This window comes from Stenotrophomonas sp. OVS01A, assembly GCF_019969775.1.
Classification (GTDB): domain Bacteria; phylum Pseudomonadota; class Gammaproteobacteria; order Xanthomonadales; family Xanthomonadaceae; genus Stenotrophomonas; species Stenotrophomonas indicatrix.
On record NZ_JAHXYV010000002.1, the window covers coordinates 562,230 to 581,135 of the forward strand.

The 18,906-nt window shown below is 67.9% G+C and carries 15 protein-coding genes; 9 read left to right on the forward strand and 6 right to left on the reverse strand.

Annotation, left to right across the window (positions count from 1 at the left end):
* Window positions 1-521: 521 nt before the first annotated feature.
* Window positions 522-1,862: an exodeoxyribonuclease VII large subunit gene (xseA, locus tag LC407_RS11375; RefSeq protein ID WP_223482846.1), complete on the reverse strand. Its 1,341-nt coding sequence runs from the start codon at window positions 1,860-1,862 to the stop codon at window positions 522-524.
* A 46-nt stretch (window positions 1,863-1,908) separates the two neighbouring features.
* The gene (gene queG / locus LC407_RS11380) at window positions 1,909-2,979 is read right to left on the reverse strand and encodes a tRNA epoxyqueuosine(34) reductase QueG (RefSeq protein WP_099784858.1); all 1,071 of its coding nucleotides are present in this window, start codon (window positions 2,977-2,979) and stop codon (window positions 1,909-1,911) included.
* A gap of 23 nt (window positions 2,980-3,002) precedes the next feature.
* Here queG and LC407_RS11385 point away from each other — a divergent pair, with 23 nt between their 5' ends.
* The 6 genes from LC407_RS11385 (at window position 3,003) to LC407_RS11410 (ending at window position 10,547) form a co-directional block, all read left to right on the forward strand.
* A complete protein-coding gene (locus tag LC407_RS11385) occupies window positions 3,003-4,487 on the forward strand; it encodes an NAD(P)H-hydrate dehydratase (RefSeq protein ID WP_223482847.1) in 1,485 nt (494 codons plus the stop codon).
* On the forward strand, window positions 4,484-4,966 hold the full coding sequence (gene tsaE, locus LC407_RS11390; protein ID WP_025876369.1) for a tRNA (adenosine(37)-N6)-threonylcarbamoyltransferase complex ATPase subunit type 1 TsaE: 483 nt from the start codon (window positions 4,484-4,486) through the stop codon (window positions 4,964-4,966). Before LC407_RS11385 ends, tsaE begins: the two co-directional genes overlap by 4 nt.
* 82 nt (window positions 4,967-5,048) lie before the next feature.
* Window positions 5,049-6,626 (forward strand): N-acetylmuramoyl-L-alanine amidase, encoded by a 1,578-nt coding sequence (locus tag LC407_RS11395; protein WP_025876371.1) that lies wholly within the window; start codon window positions 5,049-5,051, stop codon window positions 6,624-6,626.
* Between the two features lie 131 nt (window positions 6,627-6,757).
* Window positions 6,758-8,665: a DNA mismatch repair endonuclease MutL gene (gene mutL / locus LC407_RS11400; RefSeq protein ID WP_025876373.1), complete on the forward strand. Its 1,908-nt coding sequence runs from the start codon at window positions 6,758-6,760 to the stop codon at window positions 8,663-8,665.
* A gap of 11 nt (window positions 8,666-8,676) precedes the next feature.
* Window positions 8,677-9,606: a DUF1684 domain-containing protein gene (locus LC407_RS11405; RefSeq protein WP_223482848.1), complete on the forward strand. Its 930-nt coding sequence runs from the start codon at window positions 8,677-8,679 to the stop codon at window positions 9,604-9,606.
* Window positions 9,607-9,608: 2 nt separating this feature from the next.
* Window positions 9,609-10,547 carry a TraB/GumN family protein gene (locus LC407_RS11410; RefSeq protein ID WP_025876377.1) on the forward strand — a complete coding sequence of 313 codons (939 nt, stop codon included), beginning with the start codon at window positions 9,609-9,611 and terminating at the stop codon, window positions 10,545-10,547.
* A gap of 81 nt (window positions 10,548-10,628) precedes the next feature.
* On the opposite strand, the gene phaR is transcribed toward LC407_RS11410, so the two are convergent.
* The 3 genes from phaR to gluQRS form a co-directional block, all read right to left on the reverse strand.
* Window positions 10,629-11,174 carry a polyhydroxyalkanoate synthesis repressor PhaR gene (gene phaR / locus LC407_RS11415; RefSeq protein ID WP_025876379.1) on the reverse strand — a complete coding sequence of 182 codons (546 nt, stop codon included), beginning with the start codon at window positions 11,172-11,174 and terminating at the stop codon, window positions 10,629-10,631.
* A 178-nt stretch (window positions 11,175-11,352) separates the two neighbouring features.
* A complete protein-coding gene (phbB, locus tag LC407_RS11420) occupies window positions 11,353-12,093 on the reverse strand; it encodes an acetoacetyl-CoA reductase (protein ID WP_025876381.1) in 741 nt (246 codons plus the stop codon).
* 17 nt (window positions 12,094-12,110) lie between these two features.
* On the reverse strand, window positions 12,111-13,031 hold the full coding sequence (gluQRS, locus tag LC407_RS11425) for a tRNA glutamyl-Q(34) synthetase GluQRS (protein ID WP_080148395.1): 921 nt from the start codon (window positions 13,029-13,031) through the stop codon (window positions 12,111-12,113).
* Between the two features lie 92 nt (window positions 13,032-13,123).
* Between gluQRS and htpX the strand changes: the two genes are divergently transcribed.
* A complete protein-coding gene (gene htpX, locus LC407_RS11430) occupies window positions 13,124-13,990 on the forward strand; it encodes a protease HtpX (RefSeq protein WP_025876385.1) in 867 nt (288 codons plus the stop codon).
* Between the two features lie 653 nt (window positions 13,991-14,643).
* On the opposite strand, the gene LC407_RS11435 is transcribed toward htpX, so the two are convergent.
* Complete coding sequence (locus LC407_RS11435) at window positions 14,644-15,471, reverse strand: inositol monophosphatase family protein (RefSeq protein WP_025876387.1); 828 nt, start codon at window positions 15,469-15,471, stop codon at window positions 14,644-14,646.
* A 120-nt stretch (window positions 15,472-15,591) separates the two neighbouring features.
* Between LC407_RS11435 and LC407_RS11440 the strand changes: the two genes are divergently transcribed.
* A complete protein-coding gene (locus LC407_RS11440) occupies window positions 15,592-16,362 on the forward strand; it encodes an RNA methyltransferase (RefSeq protein WP_059064673.1) in 771 nt (256 codons plus the stop codon).
* Between the two features lie 413 nt (window positions 16,363-16,775).
* Window positions 16,776-18,902, forward strand: coding sequence for an EAL domain-containing protein (locus LC407_RS11445; protein WP_025876393.1), 2,127 nt, complete (start codon window positions 16,776-16,778; stop codon window positions 18,900-18,902).
* Window positions 18,903-18,906: the final 4 nt, after the last annotated feature.

An 18,906-nucleotide genomic window follows, 5' to 3' on the forward strand; every position in this document is an offset into this window, starting at 1 on the left:
GGCCGCTGGCCGGCAACCTCAACAGCAACAGCTGGCTTCCTGTGGGATGGCGGGGTGGGTCCGGTTGCGGGGGACGCCGTGAACCCGTCCATGGGGGCTTGGCAGCCGCATCCATGCGGCTGACACCCCGCAACCGGACCCACCCCGCCTTCGACAGATTTCGCGATCTGTCGGAACGGCATGGCCTGCCCTTGGTGGGTGTCGACCTTGGTCGACACGGTAGATCCACGCCATGCGTGGATGCATTTCGATCAATTGTCGAAATATTCGATCTCGATGGAGATTCATTCACGCATGGCATGGATGTACCAACCGCCACCGGAAAACTCTCGAAGGCGGGGTGGGTCCGGTTGCGGGGGCGTGAGCGCCATGGATGGCGCGACCGAGCTTACATGGACGTACTTGCAGCGTCCCCCGCAACCGGGCCCACCCCGCCATCCCTCAGGAAACCCGCTTCTGCCGTTGCTTCGGCTGTTGCCGTTGCTTCTGCGGGTGCAGGGCGCAGCCCTGCCGAACACCCCTTACTTGACCGCAGTCACTTGTACGTCGATCACGCCGTCGCCGACCCGGGCCTGCAGTGCGTCACCCGGTTGCACCTGCTCGATCCGGCGCACCAGCGCGCCATCCTCTGCACGGGTCACGATGCTGTAGCCACGCGCGACGGTCGCCAGCGGACTGACCGCTTCCAGCGAACGTGCAAGGCCACGCAGGCGCAGCGCATCACGCTGCAGCAGGCGCTGCAGCGCCGCTTGTGGGCGCCCGCCCAACGCGGCAAGGCGACGTCGCAGCGCCTCCATCTGCCGCTGCGGATGATGGCCCCGCAACACTGCGGCAGCGTGGCGCAAACGGGCTGCGCGACGCTCCTGCTGCTGGTTGTGCGCCGCATGCAAGCGACGTCCGAGGTCCAGCTGACGACGGCGCAGCAGATCCAGTCGTGCCTGCGGACTCTGTGCGTTCAAGCGCAGCAGCGCGCGATCAGCGCGCTGCATGGCCTGCTGCATGGCGTGGCGTTGCAGCTGCACCATGCGAGCCGCGTTGCGGCGCAGGCGCAGGGCCAGGTCGCGCTGATCGGGTACCAGCAGTTCCGCGGCCACCGATGGCGTAGGCGCGCGCAGGTCAGCAGCGAAATCGCTGAGACTGAAGTCGGTTTCGTGACCCACCGCCGAGACCACCGGCGTGCCGCTGGCGGCGATTGCGCGGGCCAGCGCTTCATCGTTGAACGCCCACAGGTCTTCCAGCGAGCCACCACCACGGGTCAGCAGGATCACGTCGTAGCGGCCGCTGGCATCGGCGGCCTGCAGCAGGCGGGTGATCTGCGCGGCAGCGGTTGCGCCCTGCACCAGGGTCGGCAGCAGATCCACTTCCAGCAACGGGAAGCGTCGGCCGAGCACGCTCAGCACATCGCGCACGGCGGCACCGGTGGGCGAGGTGATCATCGCCAGGCGCTGCACGTGGGCCGGCATCTGCCGCTTGCGGGCCGGGTCGAACAGTCCCTCGGCTTCCAGCCGCGCCTTCAGTTCCTCGAACGCGCGACGCAGTGCGCCTTCGCCGGCTTCCTCCATGTGGTCCAGCACCATCTGGTACTCGCCACGGGCGTCGTACAGGGTCACCTTGCCGCGCACCAGCACGCGCATGCCCTCGCGCGGAACGAACTTCAGGTACTGCGCCTTCATCCTGAACATCGCAGCGCGCAACTGTGCACGCGCGTCTTTCAGGGTGAAATACAGATGGCCGGACGCCGGCCGCGCCACGCTGCCCAGTTCGGCTTCCACCCAGATCGCCGGGAAGCTGCCTTCCAGCAGGTCGCGCGCCAGGGTGTTGAGCTGGCTGGGGGTGAAGACGTCGTTGTTGCGTGGCTGCATGGTGACGGCGTGGGGCAGATGGAGCAGGGGGGCTCAGGATCGCACGTCAGCGCTGGCCGTGCTGGCCCAGTGCCCATTGCACGTGTTCGCGGACTACGGGTGAAGCAGCCTCGGCGCGCGTCTGCAGCGCCGACAGCGTCTCCGCCGTGGTTGGCGCATTGCCCAGTGCCACGGCGATGTTGCGCAGCCAGCGCTCATGGCCACTGCGGCGGATCGGGCTGCCTTCGGTACGGCGCAGGAATTCAGCTTCGTCCCAGGCGAACAACTGGTCCAGGCGTGCGGTGTCCAGGTTGTTGCGGGCGCGGAAGTCAGCTTCGTCGGTGCGCTTGGCGAACTTGTTCCAGGGGCAGACCAGCTGGCAGTCGTCGCAGCCATAGATGCGGTTGCCGATCAGCGGTCGCATCTCCACTGGAATCGCACCGTCATGCTCGATGGTCAGGTAGGAGATGCAGCGGCGCGCATCCAGCCGCTGCGGGGCGGTGATGGCCTGGGTCGGGCAGACGTCGATGCAGCGCGTGCAGGTGCCGCAGTGCGCGCTGGCCGGCGTGTCGATCGGCAGCGGCAGGTCGATGTAGATCTCGCCGATGAAGAACCACGAGCCGCCGTGGCGGTCGATCAGGCAGGTGTGCTTGCCGATCCAGCCCAGCCCCGCGTTGCGTGCCAGCGCGCGTTCCAGCACTGGCGCCGAATCGACGAAGACGCGGTAGCCCAGCGGCGCCACTTCATCGTTGATCTGCGTGGCCAGCTTCTGCAGGCGGTTGCGCATCAGCTTGTGGTAATCGCGGCCGAGCGCGTAGCGGGCGACGTAGGCGCGCCCCGGATCGGCCAGGGTCGCCCACGCCTCGGTGTCGTCCCTGTGGCTGTAGTCCATGCCCACCGAGATCACCCGCACGGTGCCGGGAAGCAGCTCTGCCGGGCGCGCGCGCAGGGTGCCGTGGCGTGCCATCCAGTCCATCGTGCCGTACAGGCCCTGGCCCAGCCAGTCGGCCAGGTGCGCCTCGTCCTCGCCCAGTTCGATGCCGGCGATACCGCAGCGCTGGAAGCCGTGCGCGCGCGCCAGATCGCGGATGCGCTGTACGGCCAGGGCCGGATCGAGGGGGGCAGGGACGGGGGACATGTGCACCAGTATAAAATCCCCGCATGGCCAACCTCGCCGATCTGTTCGATTCCCGTGCCGCACGCATACTCGATGCCCAGGCCTCCGCGCTGGCTGGCGATGGTGGCTGGGGCCTGATGGCCCAGGCGGGCCAGGCGGCCTGGCAGAGCCTGCTGCAGCACTGGCCGCAGGCGCGGCGGATCGGCGTGGTGGTTGGCAGCGGCAACAATGGCGGCGATGGCTATGTGCTGGCCTGTCATGCGCTGGAGGCCGGGCGGCAGGTGCAGCTGATCGCGCTGCCGGGCAGCCCACCTTCCACGGCGTTGGCGCAGCGCGCCGCAGCGGATTTCAGGTCCGCGGGCGGCACCGTCACTGATTTCAACGGCGAACTGGCCCAGGCCGATATATGGGTCGATGCCCTGTTCGGCCTTGGCTTCTCCAGGGCACCAGAGGGCGCGGCACTGGCCTTGATCGAGGCGCTGAACGCGCAGCAGGCGCCGGTGTTGGCGTTGGACGTACCCAGCGGTGTCGACGCCGACCATGGCTGCGTGCCGGGCGCAGCCGTACGCGCGGCCCTGACAGTGCAGTTCATCGTCGCCCACCGCGGCCTGTACACCGGCGATGCACTGGAATACACCGGGCGCAGGCACCTGGCACCACTGGCGCTGGCCGATGCGGCCTGGCAGGGTGTCGTCGCTGCTGCAGAGTGCTGGACGCAGTCGCGCCTGCCCGATCTGCTGCCGCCGCGCCGTGCCAACAGCCACAAGGGTGAATCCGGCCACGTGCTGTGCGTGGGCGGCAACCATGGCAGCGGCGGTGCCATCGCGATGGCCGCCGAAGCTGCGCTGCGCGCTGGCGCGGGCCTGCTGAGCATCGGCACCCGCCGCGACCATGTCGGCCCGCTGCTGGCGAGGTTGCCTGAAGCGATGACGCACGCGCTGGAAGATGGCTCAGCGCTGCCGGCGTTGCTGGCAAAAGCCAGGGTGGTGGCGATCGGCCCGGGCCTGGGCCAGGACGAATGGGCGCGCGCGCTGTATGCGCGTGTGCTGCAGTCAGGCCTGCCGCTGGTGATCGACGCCGATGCGTTGAACCTGCTGGCGCAGGATGCACATGCGCTGCCCGATGCGATCCTGACCCCGCACCCCGGCGAAGCTGCGCGCCTGCTGGAAACCACCACGGCGGCAGTCCAGGCCGATCGCTATGCCAGCGCGCAGGCGCTGGCCGAGCGCTATCACGCAGTGGTGGTGCTGAAGGGGGCGGGCAGCATCGTCGCCGCGCCCGGCCACGCACCGCGACTGATTGCGGCCGGCAACCCGGGAATGGCGGTGGGTGGCATGGGCGACCTGTTGACCGGCATCATCGCCAGCCTGCGCGCGCAGGGCCTGCCTGCGTTCGATGCGGCGGCAGGCGGTGCGCTGCTGCATGCCCTGGCCGGCGATGTCGCCGCCGCCGACGGTGCCCGCGGCCTGCTTCCCACTGATCTGCTGGCGCCCCTGCGGCGGCTGGCCAACCCGGAACGTTCCCGATGACCGAATTCTTCCTTGCCGACAGCAACGCCACCGAACTGCTGGGGCAATGGCTGGCAGCCACCCGTCCGCCGCAGGCACTGGTCGAGCTGCGCGGTGATCTTGGCGCCGGCAAATCGACCACGGCGCGCGCGCTGCTGCGGGCGCTGGGCGTGCAGGGGGCGATCCGCAGTCCCACCTATACCCTGGTCGAGCGCTATCCGTTGTCCAGTGGCGGCGAGGCCTGGCACATGGACCTGTATCGCATCGGCCAGGCCGGCGAGCTGGATTTCCTCGGGCTGGACGAGGGCAGTGCCGTGCTGTGGCTGGTCGAATGGCCAGAGCGCGGTGCCGGTGCGCTGCCGCCAACCGATCTGGTGGTCGCACTGGAGATTGAAGGTCAGGGGCGTCGCGTGCGTCTCACTGGCATCAGCGACACGGGACGTGAATGGCTGCAGCGGCTTCCCGAAGGTGGCGACTTGCAGGCCCTTTCTGTCGGCTGACGAGAACAAACACCGGCAGGTTACGGATTATTAAGGAAAAAGGTGTTGCATTCCGTTCAGTGCGGTGATTGAATCCTGAGTCATGCGCCCGGGGAATCGACTCATTGCCATCTGTGCCGCCGTCGGACTTGGTCTGGCGAGCGTCAGTGCGTGGGCCGGTGAGGTCCGCCAGGTGCTGCTCAATACCGGTGCGACCGGAACCCGCGCGGAAATCGCGCTGGTCGGCAGTGGTGGCTACAAGACCCTGTCGCTGGCCGGTCCGAACCGGCTGGTGGTCGATTTCCCCGATTCCAGCGCGGTGCGTAACCTGAAGATGCCGTCGCCGCAGGGCGTGGTGACGGCGGTGCGTACCGGGCAGCCGGTGCCGGGCACTTTCCGTGTCGTATTCGACCTGGCCGAGACGGTTGCCCCCTTCCGCCCGCAGATGCAGCGCGAAGGCAATGAATCCAAGCTGGTGATCGAGTGGCCGGGCGATGGCCCGGCCGTGGCCGCCAGTCGCCCCGCGCCGACGCCTGCGCCGACGCAGCCGCCAGCGGCATCTTCGGTGAGTCCGGCTCCGGTCCCGGGCCCGACCCCGGCACAAACCGCACAGTCCCGTGGTGATGCCGCGCGAGCCACTGCGCTGTTGACCGCGCAGGTCCAGCAGCAGGCCAGTGCCAGCGCTGCGGCACCCGCCGCGCCGACGCCGGCGCCGAGCACCACCCCGGTGCAGATGGCGGCAGCAGGCACCACCGCCAGCAGCACCCCGACGTCGTCGCCGGCAGCCATCCTGGCTGGTCAGGCCACCACTGCAGTTGTGGCCACCCAGCCGAAGCCGGTGCCGACACCTGTTGCGCCGACCGAGTCGCCGCGTCCGACCATGCCCAGCGATGCCTCGCGCATCCGCATGCAGCCGGGCATGCGCCACCTGGTGGTGGCGATCGATCCGGGCCATGGCGGCCAGGATCCGGGCGCCATCGGCCCCACCGGCAAGCGCGAGAAGGATGTCACTCTGGCGGTGGCGCGTGAACTGGCTCGCCAGGTCAACGCCACGCCTGGCCTGAAAGCCTTCCTCACCCGCGACAGCGATGTGTTCATCCCGCTGCCGATGCGTGCGCAGAAGGCGCGTGCGAACAAGGCCGACATCTTCATTTCGATCCATGCCGACGCCGCCGAAAACCGCTCGGCCACCGGTTCGTCGGTGTATGTGCTGTCGACCAAGGGTGCGTCCTCGCAGCGTGCACGCTGGCTGGCGGACAAGGAAAACGCCGCCGATCTGGTCGGTGGCGTGCGCCTGCAGCAGACCGAAGGCACGCTGGCCAACGTCCTGCTGGACCTGGCCCAGAGCGGCTACATGAAATCCTCCGAGGACGCAGCCGGGCACGTGCTGGGCGGCCTGAAGCGTATCGGCAACAACCACAAGCCGAACATCGAGCGCGCCAACTTCGCCGTGCTGCGCACTTCGGACATGCCGGCGATGCTGGTGGAAACCGCGTTCATCTCCAACCCGGATGAAGAGCGCCGCCTGATCGACCCGGCCTACCAGCGCAAGGTCGCCGGTGCGGTGCTGGATGGCGTGCATACCTTCTTCAGCCGCCAACCGCCGCCGGGCACGTTGTACGCCGCGCGCGCGCAGGCCGAGATCGACGCTGCAAGCACCGTGGCGGGCGGCAGCAAGTAACCCGCTGATCGCCCGCGTCCGCTGGAGCCAGGCCACGCCTGGCTGGCTGGCGCCGCGTACGGTGGATCTCGACTCTCCTTGGCGCCGCTCCGCTATCATCGTGGCATGACGTCTGCCTGCCTTGCCTGCCCATGAACGCGCCCGATCCGCGTCCGATCCGGCCGCTGCCGGAAATCCTGATCAACCAGATTGCCGCCGGTGAAGTGGTCGAACGACCCGCATCGGTGGTCAAGGAACTGGTAGAGAATGCGATCGATGCCGGCGCCAGCCGCGTCGATATCGAGCTGGAAGAAGGCGGTGTGCGCCTGATCCGCATCCGCGACAACGGCAGCGGCATTGCCGCAGAACAGTTGCCGCTGGCGGTTTCGCGGCACGCCACCAGCAAGATCGCCAACCTGGATGAGCTGGAAGCGGTGGCCACGCTGGGTTTCCGTGGCGAAGCGCTGCCGTCGATCGCCTCGGTCAGTCGTTTCACCCTGGCCTCGCGCCGTGCCCATGATGAGCACGGTTCGGCACTGCAGATCGAAGGCGGCAAGATCGGCGAGGTGACCCCGCGCGCGCATGCGCCCGGCACCACGGTGGAGGTGCGCGAGCTGTTCTACAACGTGCCGGCGCGGCGCAAGTTCCTGCGCGCCGAGCGCACCGAACTGGGGCATATCGAAGAGTGGCTGCGTTCGTTGGCGCTGGCCCGTCCCGATGTCGAGCTGCGCGTCTCGCACAACGGCAAGGCCTCGCGTCGCTACAAGCCGGGCGACCTGTATTCGGACGTGCGCCTGGCCGAGACCCTGGGCGAGGACTTCGCCAACCAGGCCGTGCGCGTGGACCACAGCAGTGCCGGCCTGCGCCTGCATGGCTGGATCGCGCAGCCGCATTATTCGCGCGCCAGCACCGATCAGCAGTACCTGTACGTCAACGGCCGTTCGGTGCGTGACCGCAGCGTAGCCCACGCGGTGAAGATGGCCTACGGCGACGTGCTGTACCACGGCCGCCAGCCAGCGTATGTGCTGTTCCTGGAGCTGGACCCGACGCGCGTTGATGTGAACGTGCATCCGGCCAAGCACGAGGTGCGCTTCCGCGATTCGCGGCTGGTGCATGACTTCGTCTACCGCACCCTGAAGGATGCACTGGCCGACACCCGTGCCGGCATGACCGCGCAGGAGATCGGTGCTGGCGCGGGGCATCCGGCCGAAGGCGACCCTGCGGCGGCGATGCCGGGCGCGACGGCGTCCAGCTTCGGCTACGTACGCGGCCCGGCGCCCGGTGCCGGGCAGGGCGGCGGTGGTGGCGGCGGCTTCTCTGGCTGGCGCCCTCAGCAGCCGCTGGGCCTGCAGGTGGCCGACGCACCCGCCGCCTATGCTGCGTTGTATGCGTCGCCAGCCGGTGCCGAGCGCGGTGCGGCACTGCCGCCGATGCCGATGGAGAACGGATTGCCGGTCACCAGTGCCGACGCCGGCGTACCTCCGCTGGGTTACGCCGTTGCCCAGCTGCATGGCATCTACATCCTGGCCGAGAACGCCGAAGGCCTGATCGTGGTCGACATGCATGCGGCGCACGAACGCATCGGCTACGAGCGGTTGAAGAATGCGCACGATGGCATCGGCCTGCAGTCGCAGCCGTTGCTGGTGCCGATCACCCTGGCGGTGGGCGAGCGCGAGGCCGACACCGCCGAGGCGGAGGCCGATACGCTGGCCGCCCTCGGATTCGAGATCACCCGTGCCGGACCGGGCGCGCTGCACGTGCGCAGCATCCCGGCGCTGCTGGCCCATGCCGAACCCGAAGGCCTGCTGCGCGATGTGCTGACCGACCTGCGCGAGCACGGCCAGAGCCGTCGCATCGCCACTGCGCGCGATGAGCTGCTGTCGACCATGGCCTGCCATGGCGCGGTGCGTGCGAACCGGCGCCTGACCGTGCCGGAAATGAACGCGCTGCTGCGCGACATGGAAATCACCGAGCGGTCCGGCCAGTGCAACCACGGCCGACCGACCTGGGCCCGTTTTTCGCTGGCGGAGATCGACCGCTGGTTCCTGCGCGGACGTTGAGGGGAGCACCGATGCGATTTTGCCGAATGGGCAGCCTGCTGGCGGCCCTGCTGTTGGTGGCCTGCAGCCCGGCACCCACGCCGGCACCGGCCGCCGTTGAGGATCCGGTCTTCGCCGCGCAGCAACAGCAATGGCGGGTGCTGCGCTACCAGGACCTGACCCGGCCCGATGGCTGGACCGCGCTGGTCGGCCTGCACTGGTTGCAGAACCGATCGCACTTCGTCGGCAGCGGCGACACCAGCGGCATCCGCCTGGCGGTGGGGCCGGCCAAGCTGGGCCTGCTGCGCCGTGAAGGCGACCAGTGGTGGTTCACGCCGGAGTCCGGCACGGATGTCACCCTTGATGGACAGCCCGTGCGCGGGCGTGTGCGCATGGATACCGACAAGGATCCGCAGCCGACCCTGCTGGCCTTCGATGGTGGCAAGGGCCAGCTCAGCCTGATCCGTCGCGGCCCGCGCGATGCACTGCGGGTCAAGCATGCCGATGCACCGGCGCGCCGCGATTTCGCCGGCCTGCAGTACTGGCCCGGTGGCCCGCAATGGCAGGTGCAGGCGCGCTTCATCGCGCATCCGCCAGGCAAGACCCTGCCGATCGTGGACATCACCGGCCTGACCACCGAGATGCCCAACGCCGGTGCCGTGGAATTCGATCGCGACGGCCGCAGCTGGCGGCTGGAAGCGATCGGCGAACCGGGGCAGCCGCTGTTCCTGATCTTTGCCGACCGTACCAGTGGCCACGGCAGCTACCCTGCCGGCCGCTATCTGGATACCGATGCGCCCACGGCCGACGGCCACGTGACGATCGACTTCAACCACGCCCACAACCCACCGTGCGCGTTCACCGCCTATGCGACCTGTCCGTTGGCGCCGCCGGAAAACCGCCTGGACCTGCGCGTGGAAGCGGGTGAAAAGACGTATCACCTGCCTGAAGGAGAGGGTTGAACATGTTGATGAAACTGTTGCTGCGCAGTGCCGTTTTTCTCGCTGCCTGCGCCGTCGGTCCGTTGGCCGTCGCGCGCGATGCGCCGGCCGAAGCCACGGCCGGCAAGCCGCCGGTGCCGCTGCTGTGGAAGGTCACCGGGCAGGGAGATGCACGCCTGTACCTGCTGGGTTCCTTCCATCTGTTGAAGCCGCAGGACTATCCACTGTCGACCGAGGTCGAGCAGGCATTCGAAGCCTCGCAGCGTGTGCTGTTCGAAGTGACCCCTGAGGAACTGCAGTCGCCGCAGATGGCCAGCCAGATGGTGCAGGTGGCTACCCGCAAGGACGGCAGCGAACTCAAGCGTGACCTGGATGCGCCGACCTGGCAGAAGCTGCAGGCCTATGCGACGCAGAACAAATTGCCATTGGCGCAGTTGCAGGGGATGAAAGCGTGGTTCGTCGGCCTGACCATCACCGTCGGGCAGATGCAGAAACTGGGCCTGGACCCGGAGCTGGGGCTGGACCGGCACTTCATGCAGCGGGCGCAGAAGGCCGGCAAGAAGACCGCAGGCCTGGAAGACATGTCCAGCCAGATCAACCTGCTTGATGGCATGAGCGTGCAGGAGCAGCGGCAGATGCTGTCCGAGGCCTTGGACGAAGCGGGCAAGGGGGACGCCCAGGCGCAGATGCTGCATGAGGCCTGGCGCCGCGGCGACGATCGCCTGCTGTGGAGCCGGATGGGCGTGGAGATGCGCCAGAAGTATCCGCAGCTGTACCAGCGCATCAATACCGACCGCAACGATGCGTGGGTGCCCAAGCTGCTGCCGTACCTGCAGGCCGGGCAGGGCGGCACGCTGGTGGTGGTGGGCGGCCTGCACCTGCTGGGCAACGACGGCGTGGTCGAGAAGCTGCGGGCGAAGGGGTACAAGGTCGAGCGGGTCTGCAAGGGCTGCAGGAAGTAGAACCACGCCCCGCGTAGAGGCGTTCAAAACAGAACGGCGCGCTCATGGCGCGCCGTTTTCGTATCCGCCGGGGCGGGGGGCTCAGCGGCGGGTCTTGCCGCCGGTGCCGGTGCCGCCGGTCGGATCGTTCGGCTTGCCAGCCGTACCGGCGCCGGTGCCCGTTCCGGTGCCACCCGGGCGCGGGCCACCGAAACCGCTGCCCATGTTGCGCTGGAACTCCTGCCACAACTCCAGGTTGCGCTCGGTGAGCTGGTTCATCATCGCCCACGGCGTCTGCCCCAGCAGGTTGCCCATCTGCTGGCGGAACTGCTGCTGCTGGTCGAGGAAGACCTGCATGCTGCGCTCCAGGTAGTTGCCCATGAAGCCCTGCAGGGAATCGCCGTAGAAGCGGATCAGCTGGCTCAGCAGCTGGGTGGAGAGCATCGGTTCACCGTCCTGTTCCTGGTCGGCGATGATCTGCAGCAGGACCGATCGGGTCAGGTCGTCGCCGCTCTTGGCGTCGCGGACTTCGAAGTCTTCGCCGTCGAGGATCAGCTGGCGCACGTCCTCGATGGTGATGTAGCTGGAGATCTCGGTGTCGTACAGACGGCGGTTCGGATACTTCTTGATGATGCGGGTCGCAGCCATGAAGCGGTACTCGTCACAGTAGACGCGCAGCATGGCGCAGTGCAGCAGCGGTTGCAACCGCCCCAGCCCCCGCCAGGCTTGGCTTTCCGTCGCCGGAATGTTGCGCAGCAAGGCTTTGCGTGCTGCGCAGCATGACCAACGGCAGGGTGCAGCACGGGCTTTCAGGCCCTGGCGCCGTTTACCAGCCCATGTGATGGCCGCCGTTGATGTCCAGGTTGCTGCCGGTGATCCACGAGGCCTCTTCGGCCACCAGGAAGGACACGCCGTAGGCGATTTCTTCCGGCTTGCCCAGGCGCCCGGTCGGGATGTCGGCAATGATCTTGGCGCGCACTTCCTCGGGCACCGCCATCACCATGTCGGTGGCCACGTAACCGGGTGAGATCGTGTTCACGGTGATGCCGAAGCCTGCATTCTCGCGCGCCAGCGAGATGGTGAAGCCATGCATGCCGGCCTTGGCGGCGGCGTAGTTGGCCTGCCCGTACTGGCCCTTCAGGCCGTTGATCGAGCTGATCTGGATGACCCGGCCCCAGCCGCGTCGGCGCATGCCCTCGATGACCGGGCGGGTGACGTTGAACACCGAATTGAGGTTGGTGTTGATCACATCGTGCCACTGCTCCGCGCGCATGCGGTGGAAGGTGGTGTCGCGGGTGATGCCGGCGTTGTTGACCAGGATCTCGACCGGGCCCAGTTCGGCCTCGACCGCGCGGATCAGGCCTTCGGCGCTGGCAGAGTCGGAGACATCGCCCGGGAAGATCGCCACGTGGTAGCCGCGTTCGGTCATCGCCTGCTGCCAGGCGCGGGCCTTGGTCTCATCGCGGTAGTTGGTGGCGACCCGGTGGCCCTGGTCGGCCAGGCGTTGGCAGATGGCGGTACCGATGCCGCCGGTTCCGCCGGTGACCAGTGCGACGCGAGATGTCATGGAAAGCTGTCCGGATGTCAGGTGGAGGAAGGGGGATTCTGCAACATCGGCGCGGAAAGTGCGCCGGCCGGCAGCAGAATGTCCGCGCGCGGCAGCAGGCCGGGGTTGAAGCTGCGCTGCGCGGCGGCCAACAGCGCGTCGCGGTCGTCGATGCCGTCCAGTGCGGTGCCCGGCTGGCCCAGCAGTTCCCACAACCGGCGCAGCACCGGTACCGGCGCGCCGGCATCCACCGGCAGCGCGGCCAGTGACTTGGACAGTTTGTGGCCTGGTGCATCCAGCAGCAGCGGCAGGTGCCAGTAGCGCGGCGTCGGCAGGTCCAGCGCCTGCTGCAGCAGGATCTGCCGGGCGGTGGAATCGAGCAGGTCGGCGCCGCGCACGACTTCGTTCACGCCCTGCGCGGCATCGTCGACGACCACCGCCAACTGGTAGGCCCAGCAGCCATCGGCGCGGCGCAGTACGAAGTCACCGACCTCGGCATGGACATCCTGTTGCTGCGGGCCGCGCAGGCCATCCTCGAAGCGCACGATGCTGCCGGGCGGCACGCGGAAGCGGACGGCCGGGTCCGGTCGTGCCTGCCGCGCGACGCAGCGATGGTGGATGCCGCCATTGGCGGCCAGGTCGCTCCGACTGCAGTGGCAGACGAACGCGTGGCCATCGGCCAACAGGCGGTCCAGCGCGGTCTGGTAGGCGTCGCTACGCGCGCTCTGCCAGATCACCGGCCCGTCATGAAGCATGCCGAAGGCGGCCAGCGCCTGCAGTTGCGCCTGTGCGGCGCCGGCCACCGTGCGGGGTGGATCGACGTCTTCGATGCGCAACCGCCACAGGCCGCCATGGTGGCGCGCAAGCAGCCAGCTGCCGAAGGCGGCAAGCAGCGAGCCGGGATGCAGCAGGCCGGTGGGCGAGGGCGCGAAGCGGCCGCAGGAGAGGGAGGAGGTCATGCAGCTGAATCGTCGGTCAGGTTGGCGCTTGAATTCAAGCTGACTGCACCGCAGATTGACGGATATCGACCCCTTCCGAGCCGGAATTTCCCATGTTCACCCGTATTGCCCTCTTTCTAGCGACCAACCTCGCGGTGCTGATCCTCGCGAGCATCGTGATGTCAATCCTGGGCGTGGACTCCCGTTCGATGAGCGGCCTGCTGGTCATGGCTGCCATCTTCGGTTTTGGTGGTTCGCTCATCTCGCTGCTGCTGTCCAAGTGGATGGCCAAGCGCTCCACCGGTGCGGTGGTGATCACCGAGCCGCGCAACCAGACCGAGCGCTGGCTGCTGGCCACCGTCGAGCGCCAGGCCAAGGCGGCCGGTATCGGCATGCCGGAAGTGGCGGTGTATGACGGCCCGGAGATCAACGCGTTCGCCACCGGTGCCAACCGCAACAACGCGCTGGTGGCGGTGTCCACCGGCCTGCTGCACAACATGAGCGAGGACGAAGCCGAAGCCGTGCTCGGCCACGAGATCGCCCACGTCGCCAACGGAGACATGATCACCATGGCACTGCTGCAGGGCGTGCTGAACACCTTCGTGATCGTGCTGGCCCGCGTAGTCGGCGGGGTGATCGACAGCGCGCTGTCGGGCAACCGCGAAGGCGGCGGCCGTGGCTTTGCGTACTACATCATCGTGTTCGTGCTGGAGATGGTGTTCGGCCTGTTCGCCACGATGATCTCGATGTGGTTCTCGCGCCACCGCGAATTCCGTGCCGATGCCGGCGGTGCATCGCTGGCCGGCCGTCAGAAGATGATCTCGGCGCTGGAGCGGCTGCAGCTCAACCACGGCCAGAGCACCCTGCCGACGCAGATCGCCGCGTTCGGTATTGCCGGGTCGACGGCGAAGAAGCTGTTCATGAGCCACCCGCCGCTGGAAGAGCGCATCGCCGCGCTGCGGGCGTCGACGGTGGCATAAGCCTCCGCTTGTAGAGCAGTGCAGGAACGCCTGGCCTCGCGCCGGGCGTTTTTGTTTGCGCGCCCACGCGTCGGTAGCGCCGGGCCATGCCCGGCGGATCGTTTCCGCGACCGCGGAGGGGCGTCATTTTTCTTTTCGCGCGAAAAGAAAAGTAACCAAAAGAAACGCGCCGCCAGTACGCAAGCCGGTGCTACGCACCGGTCCCCTGCGCTTCTCGGTCCGCCGAGGGACGGCGCGGGAACTCGCTACGCTCAGACACCCGCGCCTCTTCGCCCTCGCCGGACCTGCGGTGCTCGGCTCGCTGTAAGGCGGGCCGGAAGATCAAGATCAACGGCAAGAGCATCCACGCATGGCGTGGATCTACTGGGTGCAGCTGTGGCGTTTGATCTTGGGTCCGCCTTGCAGCGAGCCGAGCATCGCAGGGGAATCAGGGGCGCAGAGGCGCCGATGTCTGAGCGCAGCGAGTTCGGCGCCGTCCCCTGGTTCGCCGAGAAGCGCAGGGGACCGGTGCGTAGCACCGGCTTGCGTACTGGCGGCGTGTTTCTTTGGTTACTTTCTTTGCACGAGCAAAGAAAGTGACAAGCACGATCACTGCGGATACGAAAACGGCACCTTCGCAGGTGCCGTCTCCATGAACCGCTTTACGCGCGAACTCAGAACTTCGCGTCGAACTCGGCAGCGTAACCCGTGTTGACCAGTACCTTCTGCAGCGACTCGGCCACCTTCAGGTTGCCGGCCACGATCTGCTGGGTGTCCGGGCCACGGTTGTCCATGCGGGCCGGGGTCGCGCCCTTGAAGTCGCAGACCTTGCCACCGGCTTCGCGCACCAGCAGCACGCCGGCAGCGATGTCCCAGGCCTTCACGCCGGCCTCGAAGTAGGCGTCGGCGCGGCCACAGGCCACGTAGGCCAGGTCCAGCGCGGCCGAACCCGAGCGGCGGATGTCCTCGGCGTGCACCAGCAGGGCGTCCAGCGACTTCAGCTGCGCACTGGCGCGGGCACGCTCGCGCGGGGCGAAACCGGTGTGGATCATGGTGCCTTCCAGATCCTTGCGGTCGGCCACGCGGATGCGGCGGTCGTTGAGCACGGCGCCCGCACCACGGCTGGCGGTGAACAGCTCATTGCGCAGCGGGTCGAAGATCACCGCGTCGGTCGGCTCGCCGTTCTCGACCAGGGCGATCGACACGCAGTAGTGCGGCACGCCGCGCAGGTAGTTGCTGGTGCCGTCCAGCGGGTCGATGACCCACATGTGGCGACGCTCGCTCTGCACGCCACCTTCTTCACCGAAGATGCCGTACTCGGGGTAAGCGCGCTTGAGTTCCTTGACGATCACCTTTTCCGCGTCCGCGTCGACTTCGCTGGCGTAGTCCATGCGGCCCTTCTGGACTACATTCAGTGCCTCGAGCTTGTTGATGTTGCGCAAGAGGACGTTGCCGGCGAGGCGGGCGGCCTTGACCATGACGGTGACGGCGGGTTTCTGCATGGCATGGGCTCCCGGAAGGGCAGAAGAGAAGGGCTGGCGGGGGAAAAGAGCGGGTCCGGCGCAGTGGCCGGCCGCACAGTTTACCATTGGTCTTCGTCCAGCTCGACATTTTCCCTGTTCATGTCCCAGTTTCCTGTCGCCACCCGCCTCCGATTCGTCCTGGTCGGGACCCAACACCCCGGCAACATGGGGGCCGCCGCCCGTGCCCTGAAGACCATGGGCCTGGCCCGCCTGGTCCTGGTGGCGCCGGAGAAGCCGCTTGATGAAGAGGCCTTCCGGCGCTCGGCCGGCGCCGAGGACGTGCTCGGCGACGCGCCGGTGGTGGCCACGCTGGCCGAAGCCGTGGCCGACTGCCGCTTCGTGCTGGGGTGCACCGCACGTGCGCGCCGGGTCCAGCTGGAGGAGTTCCTGCCGGCAGATGCCGCCGCCCGCGCAGTGGCCAAGGCCAGCGAGGGTGCCGAGGTGGCGCTGGTGTTCGGTCGCGAGCGTACCGGCCTGACCAACGAGGAGCTGCAGCTGTGCCATGCCGCCGTGCACATTCCGTCCGACCCGCAGTTCAGCTCGCTCAACCTGGCCGCCGCAGTGCAGGTGCTGGCCTATGAAGTGCGCATGCAGCTGCTCGGCGCACAGCCGGTGGCCGCGACCGAGCCGGACAACCGCGAGCAGGCTGCCAGCCACGATCAGATGGAGAGCTTCTTCGCCCAACTTGGCGAGACTCTGGACGAGATCGATTTCCACAAGGGACGCGCGCCCGAGTCGGCGATGCGCAAGCTGCGCCGCCTGTTCCTGCGCAGCGAGCCCAGCGAGCAGGAAGTGCGCCTGCTGCGCGGCATCCTGGCCGATACCCAGCGCATGGCGCGGCTGGCGCAGAAGAACGGCAAGGACAGCTGACGACGGTCTCATTTTTTCGGGTAGTCTGTCCGGATACCCCGGGGGGATGATGCTTGTGTCGGGTCTGCGTAGGGCAATGCAGGGGGAACTGCTGCGCCTGGCCTTGGCCCTGCTGGCCGGGACGGCGCATGCTGCGCCCGGTTCACAGAAGGGGCGTTGGGCAGCGATGAGGGGCAACTCGCGATGACGCAGGATCATGCGCTTGGCAGTGTGGACCGGCAGGGTGCCGGACCGGCGCCGGGGGTATCAGGCCGGGCGTCCGCCGGCTTGCCGCGTGTCGTCTGTCTTCGACGGGTGCAGCGTGCGTTGCAGAAGGTGTTGGGGGCTTCCGGTTTCCGCCGCGTCGATGCGCATGCGCAGCCGTGGCGGGATGATTTGAAACAAGGGTCGACGCGCGTGCGGATGGAAGTGGAATGAAGTTGCTCGGCTCGGGGATGCAGGCCCGGTTCCTGCTTGCGATGGGCGGGGCGATGCTGGTGGTGGTGGCGATCCTGGCCGTGCTGCTGGGGCGGCAGGCTGCGATGCAGGGCGAGGTGAGGTCGCTCAGCAACGGCGTCATCCACGAACTGTTCGACCGCAGCGTGCGCAGCCGTGGCGAGGCCATGGTGCGCGAGCTGTCCGATGCGCTTGCCGGTCCGCTCCACAACAACGACCTGGACCAGGTCGGAGCGCTGGTGCGCAGCATTTCGCGGCAGCCGGTGGTGCGCTACGTACTGGTGTTCGACGACCGCGGGCGGCTGGTCCACGACGGCTCGGCCGGAGTGCCCGGATCCGGGCGGCCGATGACCGATCCGTTGGCGGCCGGGGCGGTTGCCGCGCAGTCGCTGGTGGTGCAGCAGTCGCCCACGGTGCTCGACAACGCGATGCCGATCAGGGTGGGCAAACAACGCATCGGTGGTGTCCGCGTCGGCATGGCGCTGGATGAAGTGCTGCAGCGTGAGCAGGCGGCCAACGCGACCCTCGGTGAGCGGCTGCAGCAGATGGGAAGCCGGCATCTGGGCTGGCTGCTGCTGATGCTTGGCCTGCTGGTGGTGATCGGCGTGGTGGTGATCCTGTACGTACAGCGCACGCTGGTGGCGCCGATCCGCGAGCTGGCCGCGGCCGCCCGGCGCATCGAAGCGGGCGACTACCAGGCGCCGCTGCGGGAAAACACCCGCGACGACGAAGTCGGGGAACTGGTGCGCGGTTTTGCCCGCATGCGTGATGCGATCGCCCGCCACGACCGCGAAGTGCGGCGCATGGCCTACACCGACGCCTTGACCGGGCTCACCAACCGCCTGGCCTTCCGCGAGGCGCTGGACCATCGATTGATGGCCGCACGTGCATCCAATCACCGGTTGGGTCTGCTGTTTGCCGATATCGATGATTTCAAGCGGGTCAATGACACGCTGGGCCATGAGGCCGGCGACGAGGCGTTGCTTCAGTTCGCCCAGCGCATCGGCCGCGCAGTGACCGAGGCCGGCGGCGACGATGCCGTGCTGGCGCGGTTCGGCGGCGACGAATTCGTGATCCTCGTTGGTGATGGCGATGTTGCGGCCAATGCGCGGTTGCTGGCCGAAGTGCTGGTGCGCGAGCTGGGCAAACCGCTGGTGGTGCAGGGCAGGGAACTGTTCCTGGGCACCTCGATCGGCGTGACCCTGTTCCCCGACGATGCCGCAGATGCGACGACGCTGCTGAAGAACGGCGACATCGCGATGTACCAGGCAAAGATGGCCGGCAAGAACTGCTATCGCTATTACAGCCGGGCCATGGATCACGCGGTCGAGCGGCGCGTGCACATGGAACAGGAACTGCGCGGTGCCTGGGAGCGCGGCGAGCTGCGGCTGGCCTACCAGCCGATCTTCCGCATGCGTGACCGCCGCATGGTCGGTGTCGAAGTGCTGCTGCGCTGGCAGCACCCGACGCTGGGCACGATTCCGCCATCGGTGTTCATCGAGGTGGCCGAGCAGAGTGGCCTGATCGAGATCATCGGCCCGAAGGTGCTGCGTGCCGCCTGCATGGAAGCGGTGCAGTGGCCGCGCGGCGTGGCCGGTGACGAGTTGTTCGTCTCGGTCAATGTGTCGCCACGGCAGTTGCGCGGCGGGGAGCTGCCGGCGTTGGTTGCACAGTGCCTGCAGGAGTCGGGCCTGCCGGCCTCGCGCCTGCACCTGGAGCTGACCGAGACGGCGGTGATCGGCGATGAGATGCTGGCCGCGCAGCTGCTGGACCGCCTGCACCGGGCCGGGGTGAAGGTGTGGCTGGACGACTTCGGTACCGGTTTCTCCGGTCTCAGCCACCTGCGGCAGGTGCCGGTGGACGGCGTCAAGATCGACAAAAGCTTCGTCGCCGACATGCAGCGCGACCCGGACGACCTGGCCCTGACCACGGCGATCATCGCCATGGCCCACGCACTGGGCATCACGGTGGTGGCCGAGGGTATCGAACAGGAGGCCCAGTTCGAGCTGCTGGCCCAGCGTGGCTGCGACCTGGGTCAAGGCTACCGGCTGAGCCACCCGGTCACCGCCACCGAAGTGGTGCGGATGATCGAATCGGGCGCGTGAGGCG

What these genes read in the sequence shown, in the direction of transcription:
- xseA (WP_223482846.1), bottom strand. Translation starts at nt 1,862, where the DNA reads ATGCAGCCACGCAACAACGACGTCTTCACCCCCAGCCAGCTCAACACC.
- queG (WP_099784858.1), bottom strand. Translation starts at nt 2,979, where the DNA reads ATGTCCCCCGTCCCTGCCCCCCTCGATCCGGCCCTGGCCGTACAGCGC.
- LC407_RS11385 (WP_223482847.1), top strand. Translation starts at nt 3,003, where the DNA reads ATGGCCAACCTCGCCGATCTGTTCGATTCCCGTGCCGCACGCATACTC.
- tsaE (WP_025876369.1), top strand. Translation starts at nt 4,484, where the DNA reads ATGACCGAATTCTTCCTTGCCGACAGCAACGCCACCGAACTGCTGGGG.
- LC407_RS11395 (WP_025876371.1), top strand. Translation starts at nt 5,049, where the DNA reads ATGCGCCCGGGGAATCGACTCATTGCCATCTGTGCCGCCGTCGGACTT.
- mutL (WP_025876373.1), top strand. Translation starts at nt 6,758, where the DNA reads ATGAACGCGCCCGATCCGCGTCCGATCCGGCCGCTGCCGGAAATCCTG.
- LC407_RS11405 (WP_223482848.1), top strand. Translation starts at nt 8,677, where the DNA reads ATGCGATTTTGCCGAATGGGCAGCCTGCTGGCGGCCCTGCTGTTGGTG.
- LC407_RS11410 (WP_025876377.1), top strand. Translation starts at nt 9,609, where the DNA reads ATGTTGATGAAACTGTTGCTGCGCAGTGCCGTTTTTCTCGCTGCCTGC.
- phaR (WP_025876379.1), bottom strand. Translation starts at nt 11,174, where the DNA reads ATGGCTGCGACCCGCATCATCAAGAAGTATCCGAACCGCCGTCTGTAC.
- phbB (WP_025876381.1), bottom strand. Translation starts at nt 12,093, where the DNA reads ATGACATCTCGCGTCGCACTGGTCACCGGCGGAACCGGCGGCATCGGT.
- gluQRS (WP_080148395.1), bottom strand. Translation starts at nt 13,031, where the DNA reads ATGACCTCCTCCCTCTCCTGCGGCCGCTTCGCGCCCTCGCCCACCGGC.
- htpX (WP_025876385.1), top strand. Translation starts at nt 13,124, where the DNA reads ATGTTCACCCGTATTGCCCTCTTTCTAGCGACCAACCTCGCGGTGCTG.
- LC407_RS11435 (WP_025876387.1), bottom strand. Translation starts at nt 15,471, where the DNA reads ATGCAGAAACCCGCCGTCACCGTCATGGTCAAGGCCGCCCGCCTCGCC.
- LC407_RS11440 (WP_059064673.1), top strand. Translation starts at nt 15,592, where the DNA reads ATGTCCCAGTTTCCTGTCGCCACCCGCCTCCGATTCGTCCTGGTCGGG.
- LC407_RS11445 (WP_025876393.1), top strand. Translation starts at nt 16,776, where the DNA reads ATGAAGTTGCTCGGCTCGGGGATGCAGGCCCGGTTCCTGCTTGCGATG.